Below are 17908 nucleotides of genomic sequence, written 5' to 3'. Positions count from 1 at the left end.
TCGCATGAGCGCCAAGGACGCGCGTTCGGCATCGTCGCGCCGTCCGTTGCGCCGCGCCTCACGCCTGCTGTCGCTCGAGCAACGGTACATGTTCGATGCCGCCGTCGTCGCAACTGCCGCGGACGCGGCGCATGCGCTTCCGGACCCGCACCTCCATGCACTGCTGGCCGATGTCGCGCCGCCGACGCAAGTGCGCGAAGCGGATGCCAGTCAAAATAGTGGACGGAAAGAAGTCGTCTTCGTCGACACGTCGGTGACCGATTACAAGACGCTGGAAGCGAGCGTCCGCGCCGGCGTGGAAATCCGGGAAATCGACCACGGCGCCAGCGGCCTTGCGCAGATCGCCAAGTGGGCCGAAACGCACACGGGCTACGACGCCATCCACATCCTGAGCCACGGCAGCGAAGCCGCGCTGTACCTGGGCAGCGACGCCATCACCAACGACAGCCTGGCGACGCCGGTCGTGCAAGCCGAACTGGCCGAATTGGGCCATGCGCTCAAGACCGACGGCGACGTGCTGATCTATGGCTGCGACGTGGGCAAGGGCAACGACGGCCAGGCGTGGACCGCCCAGCTTGCCAAGGACACCGGGGCCAACGTCGCCACGTCCACCGACGACACGGGCACGAGCACCTACGGCGGAAACTGGACGCTGGAGCGGCAGCAGGGGCAGATCGACACCGCGTCGCCGTTCGATGCCCATGCGATCCAGTCGTATTCCACGCTGCTGTCGACCTTCGATTTCGAATCGGGCGCCTCGGGCGATGGCACCAAGGTGGCCCAGCAGACCGTCGGCTCCGACACGATCGTGGTCACCGCCACCGACAACAGCATGGCGGTCCAGACCGGCGACAACAACATCTGGACTGGAAGCTACGGGAACGAGAGCGGCATTGTCGTGGCCACGGGCGCCGGCGGTCTCGCCTATGAATCGAAGGTGACCATCACCGTCGCGGGAAGCAAGACGTTCGACCTCAGTGCCTTCACACTCATCGACATTGCCGGCGAAAACCGGAACCTCGTGATCACCACGAACAAGGGAAGCCAGACGTTTGGCCCGGGCTATAGCTCGCTCTCGTGGTCGGTCTCGCTGTCGAACTCGATCTTCGACGGCATCAGCTACGCCCAGCTCACCTCGACGTCCGCCACGCCTTCCCCGGCCAACAATTTTGTATGGGGCATCGACAATATCGTCCTGAACAACATCAGCTCCCCACCCGCCGTCACCGACGCCCACATCGCCATCACCTCTTCCGGCTCCGGCACCGGCGGCACCTACAAGATCGGCGACACGGTCACCGCAACGTGGGACAACACGGCGAGCGGCGACAACAACAGCGGCATCACCGGCGTGACGATGGACTTCAGCCAGTTCGGCGGCGGCTCGGCAGTAACGGCCACCAACTCGAGCGGCATATGGACGGCCACCTACACGATCACGTCCGGCTCGATCGACGCCACCAACAGGAACGTCTCGGTCACCGCCACCAACGGTTCCTCCGCCACCGCGGCCGACACGACCAATTTATCGGTGGACAACCAGGCCCCGACGGTCACGGACGGCAACATCAGCATCAGCGGCGCCAGCGGCACGGGCGGCGCGTTCAAGATCGGCGACACGGTCACGGCAACCTGGAACAATACCGCCGCGGGCGACAACAACGCCGACACCATGTCGGGCGTCACCGTGGACTTCAGCCAGTTCGGCGGCGGCTCCACCGTTGCGGCCACCAATTCGGCCGGCACGTGGACGGCGACCTATACCATCACGGCCGGCGCGATCGACGGCACGAGCAAGAACGTCTCGTTCACGGCAACCGACAATGCGGGCAACACGAAGACCACGGCCGACACGACCAACGCCGTCGTCGACAACGTCGCGCCGACCGTGACCGACGGGAACATCGCCATCGGTGGCGCCAGCGGCACGGGCGGCGCGTTCAAGACCGGCGATACCGTGACGGCGACGTGGAACAATACCCTGGCCGGCGACAACAATACCGACACCATTGCCGGCGTCACGTTCGACTTCAGCCAGTTCGGCGGCGGTTCGGCCGTCGCCGCCACCAACTCGTCGGGCACGTGGACGGCCACGTACACCATCGCGGCAGGCGCCCTCAACGGCGCGACGAACCGCAACGTGTCGGCCCGCGTAACCGACAATGCCGGAAATGCGAAGACGACGGCCGACACCACGAATGCGACGGTCGACAATGTCGCGCCGACGATCACCTTCAGCAACCTGGCACTGTCGAGCGACACCGGCACCAGCGGCAGCGACTTCATTACCAAAACCACGGCCCAGACCATCTCCGCCACGCTGAGCGGCGCGCCGGGCGGCACCGACGTCGTCTACGGCTCGCTCGACGGCGGCACGAGCTGGACCGACATCACCAGCAAGGTGTCGGGCACCACGCTGACCTGGGACGGCGTCACGCTGTCGTCGAGCAACACCCTCAAGTTCAAGGTCACGGATGCGGCCGGCAACGACGGCACCGTCGCCAGCCAGGCCTACACGCTCGACACGACCGCCCCTAGCGCGCCGTCCGCGCCCGACATGACTGCCGGCACCGACACCGGCACGTCGAGCACCGACAACATCACCAGCAACACGACTCCGACCTTTACCGGCACGGCCGAAGCGAACGCCACCGTCACGCTGTACGACACCGACGGCACGACCTCGCTGGGCACGGCCACGGCCGACGGCAGCGGCAACTGGTCGATCACGTCGTCCACCCTGTCGGGCGGCAGCCATACCGTCACCGCGAAGGCCACCGATGCCGCGGGCAACGTCTCGGTGGCCTCGTCCGGCCTGGCGGTGACCATCGACAATACCGCGCCGACCGGGCTTGGCCTGAGCGCGACCACGATCGCCAGCGCGAACGCCACCACCACGTCGACGATCGCCACGCTGTCGGCCACCGACAGCCAGTCCATCAGCTATTCGCTGGCCGTCGGTAACGGCACCAACGATGCCGACAACGGCAGCTTCGCCATCTCCGGCACGTCGCTCAAGGTCGGCGGCTCGTCGCTGGCCGCCGGCACGTACAAGATCTACGTCGCCGCCACCGACGCGGCCGGCAACGTGGCCAACCAGGCGTTCACCCTCAACGTGGTCGACGCGCCCAGCGTCAGCTCGATCGTGCGCGCCGGCGGCGCCTCGTCCACCGTGTCCACCAGCGCCACCACGATCCAGTACACCGTGACATTCGACCAGTCGGTCACCGGCGTGGATGCGACCGACTTCGCGCTCACGTCCACGGGCACGGCGTCCGGCGGCATCGCCAGCGTCACCGGCAGCGGCACCACGTACACGGTGACGGTCGACACCCTGTCCGGCGACGGCATCCTGCGGCTGGACCTGAACGGCAGCGGCACCGGCATCCAGAACGGCAGCAGCGTCGCCATCGCATCCGGCTACACCTCAGGCTCGACTTATACGCTGGACCACACGGCCCCTAGCGCGCCGTCCGCGCCCGACATGACGTCCGGCACCGACACCGGCACGTCGAGCACCGACAACATCACCGGCAACACGACTCCGACCTTTACCGGCACGGCCGAAGCGAACGCCACGGTGACGCTGTACGACACCGACGGCACGACGCTCCTCGGCACGGCCACGGCCACTGGAGGCACTTGGTCGATCACGTCGTCGACCCTGTCGGCCGGCAGCCATGTGCTCACTGCCAAGGCCACCGATAGCGCCGGCAACGTCTCGGCGGCCTCGTCCGGCCTGGCGGTGACCATCGACAATACCGCGCCGACCGGGCTTGGCCTGAGCGCGACCACGATCGCCAGCGCGAACGCCACCACCACGTCGACGATCGCCACGCTGTCGGCCACCGACAGCCAGTCCATCAGCTATTCGCTGGCCGTCGGTAACGGCACCAACGATGCCGACAACGGCAGCTTCGCCATCTCCGGCACGTCGCTCAAGGTCGGCGGCTCGTCGCTGGCCGCCGGCACGTACAAGATCTACGTCGCCGCCACCGACGCGGCCGGCAACGTGGCCAACCAGGCGTTCACCCTCACCGTGGTCGACGCGCCCAGCGTCAGTTCGATCGTGCGCGCCGGCGGCGCCTCGTCCACCGTGTCCACCAGCGCCACCTCGATCCAGTACACCGTGACGTTCGACCAGTCGGTCACCGGCGTGGACGCGACCGACTTCGCGCTCACGGCCACGGGCACGGCGTCCGGCAGCATCGCCAGCGTCACCGGCAGCGGCACCACGTACACGGTGACGGTCGACACCCTTTCGGGCGACGGCGTCCTGCGGCTGGACCTGAACGGCAGCGGCACCGGCATCCAGAACGGCAGCAGCGTCGCCATCACATCCGGCTACGCCTCGGGCTCGACCTACTCGCTCGACCACACGGCCCCTAGCGCGCCGTCCGCGCCCGACATGACGGCCGGCACCGACACCGGCACGTCGAGCACCGACAACATCACCAGCAACACGACTCCGACCTTTACCGGCACGGCCGAAGCGAACGCCACGGTCACGCTGTACGACACCGACGGCACCACCTCGCTGGGCACGGCCACGGCCGACGGCAGCGGCAACTGGTCGATCACGTCGTCGGCCCTGTCGGCCGGCAGCCACACCGTCACCGCGAAAGCCACCGATGCCGCGGGCAACGTCTCGTCCGCGTCGTCCGGCCTGGCCGTCACGATCGATTCGACCGCGCCGGCAGTGTCGTCGGTCGGCGTGCCGGCGGACGGCAGCTACAAGGCCGGCACGACCCTCAGCTTCACGGTCAACACCAGCGAATCGGTGATCGTGGACACCTCCGGCGGCACGCCGCGCCTGGCCTTGACCATCGGCAGCTCCACCGTCTACGCGACGTATGCCTCCGGTTCCGGCAGCAACGCGCTCGTGTTCACGTACACGGTCCAGGCGGGCGACACCGACGCGGACGGCATCGCGGTCGGCGCGCTGCAGGCCAACGGCGGCACGCTGCGCGACACCGCGGGCAACGATGCGGCGCTCACCCTGAACAGCGTCGGCGGCACGGCTTCCGTGTTGGTCGATACCACGAGTCCCGTCGTCGATTCGGTTTCGGTCCCATCGAACGCGACGTATTACACCGCCCAGAATCTGGACTTCACCGTCAACTTCAGCGAAGCGGTGACGATCGATACGACCGGCGGCACGCCGCGCATCGCGCTGACGCTCGACACCGGCGGCACCGTGTACGCGGACTACGTATCCGGATCCGGCACCGGTGCGCTCGTATTCCGCTATACCGTCGGCAACGGCGTGCAGGACAATACGGGCGTGACGGTCGGCGCGCTGAGCGCCAATGGCGGCACGCTCAGGGATGCGGCAGGCAACGATGCCACGCTGACCCTCAACAGCGTCGGCAGCACGGCGGCGGTCAACGTGGACGGCACCCAGCCGCAAGTCCTCGACGTGACCGCCACGACGGCCGACGGCTTCTACAATGGCGGCGACACCATCTCGATCACGGTGACCTTTACCAAGGCGGTCACGGTCGACACGACCGGCGGCACGCCGACGCTCGCCCTCGGCGACGGCGCGACTGCCACTTACGCCGGCGGTTCCGGCAGCACGACGCTCGTCTTCACCTATACGGTCGCCGGCGGAGAAAATTCCGCCGATCTGGATTACGCGTCGACGAGCTCCCTGTCCCTGAACGGCGGCACGATCAAGGACAGCGCCGGGAGTCACCTCGACGCCGCCCTGACCCTGGCCACGCCGGGCGCGAGCGGATCGCTGGGCAGCAACAAGAATATCGTCGTCGACACGACGGCGCCGACGATCACCTTCGGCAACCTGGCACTGTCGAGCGACACCGGCATCAGCGGCACCGACTTCATCACGTCGACCGCCTCCCAGACCATCACCGCCACGCTGAGCGGCGCACCGGCCGGCACCGACGTCGTCTACGGCTCGCTCGACGGCGGCGCCACCTGGACCGACGTCACCAGCAAGGTCGCCGGCACCACGCTGACCTGGAACGGCGTCACGCTGAACTCTGGCACCGGCACCCTCAAGCTCAAAGTGACCGACAACGCCGGCAACGACGGCACCGTCGCCAGCCAGGCCTACACGCTCGACACCACCGCACCGGCGATCACGTTCAGCAACCTGGCACTGTCGAACGACACCGGCACGAGCGGCACCGACTTCATCACGTCGTCCGCGTCCCAGACCGTCACCGCCACGCTCAGCGGCGCACCGGCCGGCACCGACGTCGTCTACGGCTCGCTCGACGGCGGCACGACCTGGACCGACGTCACCAGCAAGGTTTCCGGCACGACCCTGACCTGGAACGGCGTGACGCTGAACTCGGGCACGGGCACCCTCAAACTCAAGGTGACCGACAATGCCGGCAACGACGGCACCGTCGCCAGCCATGCGTACACGCTCGACACCATCGCACCGGCGCTCACCTTCAGCAACCTGGCGCTGTCGAGCGACACCGGCACGAGCAGCACCGACTTCATCACGTCGACCGCGTCCCAGACCATCACCGCCACCTTGAGCGGCGCACCGGCCGGCACCGACGTCGTCTACGGCTCGCTCGACGGCGGCGCCACCTGGACCGACATCACGAGCAAAGTGTCCGGCACCACCCTGACCTGGACCGGCGCGACGCTGAACCCGGGCACCGGCACGCTCCAGCTCAAGGTCACCGACAATGCCGGCAACGACGGCATTGTCGCGAGCCAGGCCTACACGCTCGACGCAACCGCACCGGCGATCACGTTCGGCAACCTGGCGCTGTCGAACGACACCGGCACCAGCCATACCGACTTCATCACGTCGGCCGCCTCCCAGACCGTCACCGCCACGCTCAGCGGCGCGCCGGCGGGCACCGACGTCGTCTACGGCTCGCTCGACGGCGGCGCCACCTGGACCGACATCACGAGCAAGGTCTCCGGGACCACGCTGACCTGGAACGGCGTCACGCTGGCCGGCAGCGGCACCCTCAAGCTCAAGGTCACGGACAACGCCGGCAACGACGGCACCGTCGCCAGCCAGGCCTACACGCTCGACACCGCCGCACCGGCGATCACGTTCGGCAACCTGGCGCTGTCGAACGACACCGGCGCGAGCGCCACCGACTTCGTCACGAACGCCGCGCTGCAAACCGTCACCGCCACCTTGAGCGCGGCACCGGCCGGCACCGACGTCGTCTACGGTTCGACCGACGGCGGCGCCACCTGGACCGACATCACGAGCAAGGTCTCCGGCACGACGCTGAGCTGGGACAACGTCACGCTGTCCGGCGCCAATACATTGAAACTCAAGGTCACGGACAGCGCCGGCAACGACGGCACCGTCGCCAGCCAGGCCTACACGCTCGACGCGACCGCACCGGCGATCGCCTTCAGCAACCTCGCGCTGTCGAGCGACACCGGCACCAGCGGCACCGACTTCATCACGTCGACCGCGTCCCAGACCATCACCGCCACCTTGAGCGGCGCACCGGCCGGCACCGACGTCGTCTACGGCTCGCTCGACGGCGGCGCCACCTGGACCGACATCACCAGCAAGGTCGCCGGCACCACCCTGACCTGGAACGGCGTGACGCTGACCGGCACCGGCACCCTCAAGCTCAAAGTGACCGACAATGCCGGCAACGACGGCGCCATCGCCAGCCAAGCCTACACACTCGACACGACGGCGCCGGCGATCACCTTCGGTAACCTGGCGCTGTCGAACGACACCGGCACCAGCAGCACCGACTTCATCACCTCGTCCGCGTCCCAGACCATCAGCGCCACCTTGAGCGCCGCCCCGGCCGGCACCGACGTCGTCTGGGGCTCGCTCGACGGCGGCGCCACCTGGACCGACGTCACCGGCAAGGTTTCCGGCACCACCCTGACCTGGACCGGCGTGACGCTGAACTCGGGCACCGGCACGCTCCAGCTCAAGATCAGCGACAGCGCCGGCAACGACGGCGCCGTCGCCAGCCATGCGTACACGCTCGACACCACCGCACCGGCGATCACGTTCGGCAACCTGGCGCTGTCGAGCGACACCGGCACCAGCGGCACCGACTTCATCACGTCGTCCGCCGCCCAGACCATCACCGCCACCTTGAGCGGCGCCCCGGCCGGCACCGACGTCGTCTACGGCTCGCTCGACGGCGGCACGACCTGGACCGACATCACGAGCAAGGTGTCCGGCACCACGCTGGCCTGGACCGGCGTCACGCTGAACCCAGGCGCCGGCACGCTCCAGCTCAAGGTCACGGACAATGCAGGCAACGACGGCACCGTCGCCAGCCAGGCCTACACGCTCGACGCCACCGCACCGGCGATCACGTTCGGCAACCTGGCGCTGTCGAGCGACACCGGCACCAGCAGCACCGACTTCATCACGTCGTCCGCCTCGCAGACCATCACCGCTACCTTGAGCGCGGCACCGGCCGGCACCGACATCGTCTGGGGCTCGCTCGACGGCGGCACGACCTGGACCGACGTCACCGGCAAGGTCTCCGGCACCACCCTGACCTGGGCCGGCGTCACGCTGAACCCGGGCACCGGCACGCTCCAGCTCAAGGTCACCGACAATGCCGGCAACGACGGCATTGTCGCGAGCCAGGCCTACACGCTCGACGCGACCGCACCGGCGATCACGTTCGGCAACCTGGCGCTGTCGAACGACACCGGCACCAGCCATACCGACTTCATCACGAACGCCGCGGCGCAAACCATCACCGCCACCTTGAGCGGCGCGCCGGCCGGCACCGACGTCGTCTGGGGTTCGCTCGACGGCGGCGCCACCTGGACCGACGTCACCGGCAAGGTCTCCGGCACCACCTTGACCTGGAGCGGCGTCACGCTGAACACGGGCACCGGCACGCTCCAGCTCAAGGTGACCGACAATGCCGGCAACGACGGCGCCGTCGCGAGCCAGGCCTACACGCTCGACGCAACCGCACCGGCGATCACGTTCGGCAACCTCGCGCTGTCGAACGACACCGGCACCAGCCATACCGACTTCGTCACGAACGCCGCGCTGCAAACCGTCACCGCCACCTTGAGCGCGGCACCGGCCGGCACCGACGTCGTCTACGGTTCGACCGACGGCGGCGCCACGTGGACGGACATCACGAGCAAGGTCTCCGGCACGACGCTGAGCTGGGACAACGTCACCCTCACCGGCGCCAACACATTGCAGTTCAAGGTCACGGACAGCGCCGGCAACGACGGCGCGGTTACCAGCCAGGCCTACACGGTCCGCAGCACCGCGCCGACCCTCAGCCTGGGCAACCTCGCCTTCTCGGACGACACCGGCACCAGCACGTCGGACTTCATCACCAGGACGGCCGTCCAAACCGTCACCGGTACGCTGAGCGCCGCGCCGGCGGGGAACGAGACGGTCTGGGGATCGGTCGACGGCGGCGCCACCTGGACCGACTTGAGCGGCAAGGTTTCCGGCACGGCCCTAAGCTGGGGCAATGTCACGCTCTCCGGCGCCAATACCCTGCAATTCAAGGTCACCGACGACGCGGGCAACCAGAGCGTGATCGGCAGCCAGGCCTACACGATCGACACGACCGCACCGGCCGCTTCGGCAACGTCGGTATCGTTCTCCAACGACACCGGCGCGAGCAATTCCGACCTCGTCACCGACGCGGCCGCGCAAACCATCAGCGGCACCTTGTCGGCGAACCTCGGCGCCGGCGAGACGGTGTCCGTATCGCTCGACAACGGCAAAACCTGGGCGGCAGCGACGGCCGGCGCAGGCAGCAATACCTGGTCGCTTGCCGGTCAGACGCTGGTCGCCAGCAGCACGCTCCAGGTGAAAGTCACCGACGTCGCCGGCAACGACGGCGCGGTCTTTTCGGCGACGTACGTTCTCGACACCACGGCACCGGCGATCACGTTCGGCAACCTGGCCCTGTCGAACGACTCGGGCACGAGCCATTCGGACTTCGTCACCAACATCGCCTCGCAGACCATCAGCGCGACATTGAGCGCGGCCCCCGCGAAAACCGACACGGTGTGGGGATCGCTCGACGGCGGCGCCACCTGGACCAACATCACGGGCAACGTCTCCGGCACGACGCTGTCGTGGAGCGGCGTCACGCTGGCGGGCAGCGGCACGCTGATGCTCAAGGTCACCGATGCCGCGGGCCACGACGGCGCGGCCGCCAGCCACACCTATACCGTCGACACCGCCGCGCCGGCCGCCCCGACCGCCACGGCCCTGGACACCACGAGCACGACACCTGCGCTCACCGGCACGGCGCAGCTGGCGAGCGGCGACGTGCTGACGGTCGCGGTCGGCGGCGCCACCTACAAGGTCACGCCCAGCGGCAACAGCTGGAGCCTCGACCTGACCTCGGCGACGCCGGCCAGCGGTGCGCTGTCGCTCGCCGTCGGCGGTACGTACGACGTCACCGCGACGGTCACCGATGCGGCGGGCAATGCCAGCACCGGCTCGAACGTGCTCCACGTCGTCGCCGTACCGCCGCCCGTGCCTGTGCCCCCGCCGGTCCCCGCACCGGCCCCCGCGCCGGTCGTCGTCAAGGACACGGGCGGCCAGGCCGTCCCCGGCAGCGGAGGTGCGACGCCGGCGCCATCGGTCCCGACCATCACCTTCCTGTCGCCCGCCGCGGAACCGTCTCTCGGCAACACCGCGGGCACGCCCAACATCGGCACGGGCAGCAGCCTCCCGGCCTTTACGAACGTGTCCGTCAACACGGGGCAGACGCTCCCGGCGGTCGGTCTGCTGACGCAAAGCGGCAGCGATCATTTCCCGGTCGTGGTCGTGAGCTCGACGCAGAGCGCGGGAGATGGCTTGATGGTCAATCGCGGGATGTCCGACCAGGCCATTCCATCGTCCGGTACGGCAACCATCAACGTCCCCGCGGACGCATTCGCCCATACGAACCCGAATGCCGTCGTCGAGTTGTCCGCGCAACAGGCCAACGGCCGCCCGCTGCCCAGCTGGGTCGCCTTCGATGCGGCGCACGGCAAGTTCGTCGTGAAGGCGCCGCCGGGAGTCAAGGGCGAACTGACCATCAAGGTCATCGCACGGGACGCGCAAGGACACGAAGCGGTGTCGACCTTCAAGGTTCACGTGGGCGCGAAGCGGCCCGGACAGGCGTCGCTCGACCATGGGGGACGCGCCGGCCTGACCGCGCAAATCCACGAGGCCGCGGTTGCGCATGCCAGGAACGCCGGACCGCTTGAACGCCTTGCGAAACTCGCGCAAGCGGCACGAAGGTCGAACGCATGAACGCGATGGAATCGCCTGTCAAAGCGGATCCGCTGCTCCAGCTCATCGGACTGTCGCGGCAGGCGCGCCTCGCAGGCAGCGTTGAGGAACTGGCCTTCCTGGCCGTCAACGAGAGCCGCCAGCTCTGCGCCTACCGCCAAGGCGCGCTGTGGTTCGCGGACGCCGGGGTCAAGGCGCTGTCCGGCGTGGTCGAGCCGGAAGCCAATGCGCCCTACGCGCAGTGGCTCGATCGGGTATGCCGCTTCCTGCACGGTACGCATACGGCCGCGGCGGCCGTCACGGCAATCGACCTGCCGGCGGCACTGGCGGGCGAATGGACCGAATGGCTGCCGCAGCACGCGCTCTGGCTGCCGTTCGCCGCGCCGGCAGCGGCGGCGGGCGGCTTGCTGCTCGCCGCGGACCATGCGTGGCATGAGGAAGACATCGCGCTGATGGAAGAGTGGACGAGTGCCTGGCATCACGCGTGGGTGGCGCGCATGCCGCGCACGGCATGGTCGTTGCATGGCTTGAAGCAAGCGTTCACAGGGAATCCCGGAGCGCCCTGGTGGAAGCAGCGCCGCGTCGCGGCGGCCGCCGCGGTGCTGGCCGCGCTGTGGTTTCCCGTGCACTTGTCCGTCCTCGCCCCCGCCGAACTCGTCTCGGCGAAGCCCGTGGTGATCCGCGCGCCGGTGGACGGCGTGATCGGCCAATTCGAGGTGCAGCCCAACCAGATGGTCAAGGCCGGGCAACCGTTGTTCAATTTCGATGAAGCGTCGCTCGACGCGCGGCGCGATGTTGCCGCACAGTCCCTGGCGGCTGCGCATGCGGAATACCGTCAGTACGAACAGCAAGCCGTTTCCGACACCAAGTCCAAGGCGCAACTTGCGCTCCTGCTCGGCAAGATCGAGGAGAAACGCACAGAGGCGGATTATCTGAAGGACCAGGTGGAACGCACCCGCGTGACGGCACCCCAGGACGGCATCGTGCTGTTCGACGACCCCAGCGAATGGGTCGGCAAGCCGGTACAGACCGGGGAACGCATCATGCGGATTGCCGCGCCGGGCGACGTCGAAGTGGAAGCCTGGCTGCCGATCGGCGACGCCATCCCGCTGCCGGACGACGCCAAGGTCAGCCTCTATCTGTCCGCCAGCCCGCTCTCGGCGATTTCCGCGCGGGTGCGCTATATCGCTCACGACGCCATGCCACGTCCGGACGGCACGTACGCCTATCGCGTGCGCGCCCGGCTGGACGATTCGACGTCGCAGCGTGTCGGCGCGAAAGGCACGGTCAAGATCAGCGGCGACCGCGTTCCGCTGATCTACTGGATCGTGCGCCGCCCGCTGGCGACGATCCGCCAGACCCTGGGCATCTGACACGGACTATTGGAACGCCGACATCATGCAGTCCCTCGCCCGTTCGACCGCCCCGTCCGCGATGCCCCTGCCTGCCCTGCGCGAAGAGCTGGCCCTGCTGCCCGGCCCGGTGCTGGCGGACGGCCAGCCTAGCCATACGCTGCACGACCCGGTACGCAACCAGTTTTTCCAGATCGACTGGCCCACCTTCGAGGTCTTGAGCCGCTGGCATCTTGGCAACGCCGCCGCGGTCGCTGCCGCCCTCGGCAGCGAAACGACGCTGCAGATGTCGGCCGACGAAGTCATGGAGATTGTCGAATTCCTGAGCGACAACCAATTGCTGCAACCATTGCCCGGTAGCGCGGCCGCGTTCGCGGCAAACCTGCGCAAGCGCCGCGGCACCCTCTGGCAGTGGCTGCTCCACAATTACCTGTTTTTCCGGATACCGCTGCTGAAACCCGACCGCTGGCTGGGCAGCTGGGCGCCCCGGCTGGATTTCTTTTATTCGCGGACGTTCCTGTTCCTGACGCTCGGCGCCTTCGGCTGGGGCGCGGTGGAAGTCTATCGGCAATGGGACCGCTTCGCCGCGACCATCGTCGACACCATGAGCTGGTCGGGCGTGGTCAGCTACGGTGTCACGCTGGCCGCGGTCAAGACGCTGCATGAACTCGGTCATGCCTTCACGGCCAAGCGGCTGGGCTGCAAAGTGCCGACGATGGGTGTGGCCTTCCTCGTCATGTGGCCGGTGGCCTATACGGACACGAACGAAGTGTGGAAACTGACCGAACGGCGCCAGCGCCTGGCTGTCGTCGCCGCCGGGATATTGACGGAATTGACCGTGGCAGCGTGGTCCACGCTGGCGTGGGCGCTGCTTCCGGACGGCACGCCGAAATCCCTCGCGTTCCTGCTGGCGACGACGACATGGGTCGCCAGCGTCGCCATCAATACCAGCCCTTTCATGCGATTCGACGGCTATTTCCTGCTGTCCGACTGGCTCGAGATGCCCAACCTGCATGCGCGCGCGTTCGCGCTCGCGCGCTGGGACATGCGCGAGCGGCTGTTCGGCCTCGGCATACCGGCGCCGGAACATTTCCCGCGTCCGCGCAAAACCGGCCTGATCCTCTTTGCCTATGCGACGTGGATCTATCGTCTGACCGTCTTTCTCGGCATCGCGGCGCTGGTCTATGCCTTTTTCATCAAGGCCGTGGGCATCATGCTGTTTGCAGTGGAAATCGGCTGGTTCGTATTCCTGCCGCTGTACCGGGAACTCAAGATCTGGAAGACCATGTGGCCCGTCCTGCGGCGCCTGCCGCGCGCGCGCGGCAGCATGGCGGTTGCCCTGGCGGCGGCCGCGCTCTTCGCGGTGCCGCTGCCGGCGCGCCTGACGGCCGGCGCCTTGCTGCGCCCCGCCGCGCAACTCGTCATTTACGCACCGCCGCACGCGCAGGTTGTCGCCTTGCCGGTCGCGGAAGGCCAGCATGTGGCGGCAGGCACATTGCTGCTCAAGATGACTTCCCCCGATCTGTCGAGCCGGCGCAACAGCGCCGCGGCACGCGCGGACAGCCTGCGCTGGCTGGCAACGTCGGGCGCGTTCGACAAGGATCTGCAAGCCCAATGGCAAGTCGCCAACGTACAGTTAAGCGCCGCCAAGGCGGAAATGGCGGCTGTCCAGGCGGATGCCGCGCGCTACGCACCGGCAGCGCCTTTTTCCGGCGTGCTGCGCGACCTGTCTCCGGATTTGCGTCCCGGCATCTGGTTGAGCGCACGGGAACCCTTGGCAACACTGATCGCGGATCAAGGGGAACTGGTGATCGCCTACGTCGACGAAGACGATGTCAGACGCATTTCAGCAGGCGATTCGGCAACATTTTACGCGGACAGCCCCGGCGGGCCGGTGATGCCGCTGAAGGTCGTCGGCATCGATTCCGACGCGAGCAGGGTATTGCCGGAGCCCGAGCTTGCCACACTCTTCGGCGGCAGCGTGGTCGCCCGCGAGAAGCATGGCGAGCTGTATCCTGAGCGTCCGGTGTACCGCGTCACCTTGAAACCGACGACGTCGAACGCAACGGCATCCCAGCATACCTGGCGCGGCAAGATCGTCATCTCGGGCCGCTGGATGCCGCCCGGCCTGCGCTATGCGCGCAGTGCCTTGGGACTGTTCAGGCGGGAGGCGGGGTTCTGATTGCGTTAACACGGCCTGCAAACCATCGACTAACTCGTTGATTTCCTGAAGAAGGCATGGCGCGGCTGGCGGGGATCAAACCCACGACCCTTGGCTTCGGAGGACGGTAGCAGAGCTCGGAAAAGTCGCGCGTTTTGCTATAAGTCCTTGAAACAAGGGCAGTCGATCAGCTCACCGACCGCAGCACATCATCAAAGGATCTTGCCACCAGATAACGCGCCGGGTTCTCGCCGGTAGCTAAGCTAGCGAAATGCGCTTTGCCACACTCGATCTTGCCCCACTCCTTGTCGCGTAAATCATCGGCGAACAGGCTGCTCTTGGTCTCCACCACGAAATACAAACGCTGCATGCCGTCTTTCTGCAACAGCACGGCCCAGTCTGGGTTGTAGCTGCCCAGCGGCGTAGGGACCTTGAACCAGTTAGGCAGCTTGGCGTAAAGGACAACGTCCCGGTTGCACTCCAGCGCCTGGGCGAAATCACGCTCGGTGGCGGAATCGTAAACGACATGCTCATGAATGGCCTTGGCCGTGTCCTCCAGCATACTTCTCAAATAGCCTGTCAGCTCCTGTTGCTCGAACAGCTCCTGAGCGTAAAACTGCTGCTCACCCAGCTTCTGGTACTTGATGCCATCCACCAGGGCCAAGCGCTTGCAACGGTTGATTCGCTCGGCCGCCTGCTCGATGAATTGCTGCGGATTGCGGCGGAAGTCTTCCAACCGGCCCGAATTGGTCAAGATCGTGACCAGGCTACGGCGTGTCAGGTGGGTGCGGTCCTGAAGGTCGGTCAACAGGTCGGGCAGCTCGATACCTGCATCCTCCAGCACCACGGTGTATGCACTGTTCTTCTGCTCGGCGGTCTGGACGCCAGCCTTGCCTATGGCGATATCGACTTTTCGCCATTGCAGACGTGCCTTGGGAATGGGCGGCGCGTCACGCAGCGCCTCCGTACAATCCTGAAGCAGCTTGGCGTTATCGAACTGAACCCGGTAGGTCGTCTTGTGCTTGATGCGGTCCCACAAGGCCTTGAATTCATCGCCTAGCGTGATCGCCTTACCGTCCGCGCCCTTGCGCAGTGCCACCGATTGACGCTCGTCCGCGTTCCTGACCTCCAGACGGCCGCTGACCTTGCGCAGCAGCTCCAGCACCTGCGCACGCTGTGCGGAGAACGCGTCGGGCAAGGCAAGCGTACCATCCTTCAAGGCCTGCTTGAGCGAGTCCTGCACCTTCCCCTTGGCGTCGATGTACCCGGTAACCCTCAAGTGCTCCCACAGCTGCTCGGATTGCTCTATCCCGAGGGCCGCCACCTGCCCATCGGCGCTCGTCACCGGGATGCCGGCGAACTGGTGCGGTTCCACGATGCCGAAGCGGATGCCCGTGTCGGCCTCGATTTCCTTCTGCAGGTTCTCCGCAAAGTCCTCGTAGGACTCGGTCGCGATCACGGTGAGCCGGTTGACGTCGAAACCTCGTACTCGCTCCCCGGCCTGGTTCACGCACAGGCGCAGGCCCCGGCCGATGGTCTGGCGACGCTCGCGCTCGGAGCCCATTTCACGCAGGGCGCAGATCTGGAACACGTTGGGATTGTCCCAGCCTTCCTTGAGAGCCGAGTGAGAGAAGATGAACTTCAGCGGCGTGGCGAAGTCCAGTAGCCGCTCTTTCTCCTTCATGATCAGGTTGTAGGCCCGCTCGGCGTTCTCGCGACCTGCGACGTTGTTGTCCGCCGTTTCCGTCCAGCCACCCTTCTTGTCGATGGAAAAGTAGCCGTTATGGACCTCCTCGGCCGCAGTGGTCAGGTCCACTTCGGCGAACAGGCTTTGGAAATTCGGGAGCTTGGCCGCACGGCGGTATTCTTCCTCGAAGATGCGTGCGTAGTCGCCCTTTACAGCCTGCCCCTGGGCATCGATCTTGCGGTAACGTTCCACCGACTCGATGAAGAACAGCGACAGCACCTTGATGCCCTTCGGCCGCAGCAATTTCTCCTTCTCGAGATGCTCGCGGATCGTGCGGCGGATCATTTCACGCTGCACAGCCAACTCGTCCACGGCGCCGTACGCCTGACCGATGACAAGGGCTTCTTCGCCTCCCGGGTAGCGCAGCTCCATGAACTCACCGCCCTTGGCGGTATTGATTTCGCCTACACGGATATCGGCATAGATCGCTCGTTTGGTGACCTGCTGCAAGTCGTCCCCATCGCTGACCGACACCTCCCTCGGCTTCGGTCCCCCGGCCTCCTGAACGTGCAATTCCACCAGCGCGCTGATGCGGCCGCGCTTGTTGGTGACGCCCAGCAGCCGCACGTAGGGCTTGTTGAAGGCGTCCTCCACAGTGGCCGCCGCCACCTCGATCTGCTTGACCAGCTTGCGCTCGTAGGCGTCCACCGCGTCCAGCCGAAATACCATATGGTGTTTATCAGCGTGGGTGGCCGAGTAACGCAGGGTGCACAGCGGATTCATGGCGTCCAGCGCGGTCTTGCCCGCGCCGCTCAGGCCGCCGTCCACGCTCTGGGGCTCGTCGACGATAACGATGGGGGAAGTGGCGCGGATCAGGTCGATGGGCTTCTCGCCGCCAGTCTTCTCGCTGTCCTTGTAGAGGTTGTTGACGTCCTTCTTGTTGATGGCCCCGACCGTGACCACCATCACCTGAATGGCAGAGCTGGTGGCGAAGTTGCGTACTTGCCCCAGTTTGGTGGAGTCGTACAGGAAGAAGTCCACCGGCACGCCCGCATACAGGGCCTTGAAGTGGTCCTCCGTGATCTGCAGCGACTTGTAAACTCCTTCCTTGATGGCGACGGAAGGCACCACGATGACGAATTTGGTGAAGCCATAGCGCTTGTTCAGCTCGAAGATCGTGCGCAGGTAGACATAGGTTTTGCCGGTGCCGGTTTCCATCTCCACCGTGAAGTCGCCGGACGCCAGCGCGCTGGCCGGGGCCAAGCCGTTGCGCAGCTGAACGTCCTGCAGGTTCTTCAGCAGCTGGTCATCCAGCAGGCTGAGACGGTTGCCGACCCCCAGGTCGGTTTCCGCCACGCCCAGGGTGAGTTGCTGTTCGGGCAGGCGCATGGTGACGGTGAACTCGGTACGACAAATCTCCTGGCCGCGGAACAGGTCGCAGACGGATTCGATGGCTTGCTGCTGGTAGTCCAGGTCAGGCTCGAAATGCAGCTTCATGC

At 66.6% G+C, this 17908-nt stretch carries 4 protein-coding genes; 3 read left to right on the top strand and 1 reads right to left on the bottom strand.

The genetic code is table 11. The features are described from left to right. Positions 1 to 4 precede the first annotated feature (4 nt). The 3 genes from ISF28_RS20625 to ISF28_RS20615 are packed head-to-tail and all read left to right on the top strand — an operon-like array spanning position 5 to position 14743. A complete protein-coding gene (locus ISF28_RS20625) occupies positions 5 to 11230 on the top strand; it encodes an Ig-like domain-containing protein (protein ID WP_198119057.1) in 11226 nt (3741 codons plus the stop codon). Then, on the top strand, positions 11227 to 12582 hold the full coding sequence (locus ISF28_RS20620) for an efflux RND transporter periplasmic adaptor subunit (protein WP_198119056.1): 1356 nt from the start codon (positions 11227 to 11229) through the stop codon (positions 12580 to 12582). Before ISF28_RS20625 ends, ISF28_RS20620 begins: the two co-directional genes overlap by 4 nt. 25 nt (positions 12583 to 12607) lie before the next feature. Further along, positions 12608 to 14743, top strand: coding sequence for a site-2 protease family protein (locus tag ISF28_RS20615; protein WP_229519245.1), 2136 nt, complete (start codon positions 12608 to 12610; stop codon positions 14741 to 14743). Positions 14744 to 14909: 166 nt separating this feature from the next. Here the strand turns inward: ISF28_RS20615 and ISF28_RS20610 are convergent, their stop codons facing one another. After that, entirely contained in the window at positions 14910 to 17906 is a 2997-nt protein-coding gene (locus ISF28_RS20610) for a type III restriction-modification system endonuclease (protein ID WP_198119055.1), read from the bottom strand. Between the last annotated feature and the right edge of the window lie 2 nt (positions 17907 to 17908).

Source organism: Massilia rhizosphaerae, assembly GCF_016093545.1.
Taxonomy (GTDB): domain Bacteria; phylum Pseudomonadota; class Gammaproteobacteria; order Burkholderiales; family Burkholderiaceae_D; genus Telluria; species Telluria rhizosphaerae.
Note: the sequence above shows the minus strand (reverse complement) of the source record. Positions and strands in the feature narration are given on the sequence as shown.

Excerpts from the sequence above, each read along its gene's own strand:
- ISF28_RS20610 (WP_198119055.1), bottom strand. The coding sequence starts at position 17,906 with ATGAAGCTGCATTTCGAGCCTGACCTGGACTACCAGCAGCAAGCCATC.
- ISF28_RS20615 (WP_229519245.1), top strand. The coding sequence starts at position 12,608 with ATGCAGTCCCTCGCCCGTTCGACCGCCCCGTCCGCGATGCCCCTGCCT.
- ISF28_RS20620 (WP_198119056.1), top strand. The coding sequence starts at position 11,227 with ATGAACGCGATGGAATCGCCTGTCAAAGCGGATCCGCTGCTCCAGCTC.
- ISF28_RS20625 (WP_198119057.1), top strand. The coding sequence starts at position 5 with ATGAGCGCCAAGGACGCGCGTTCGGCATCGTCGCGCCGTCCGTTGCGC.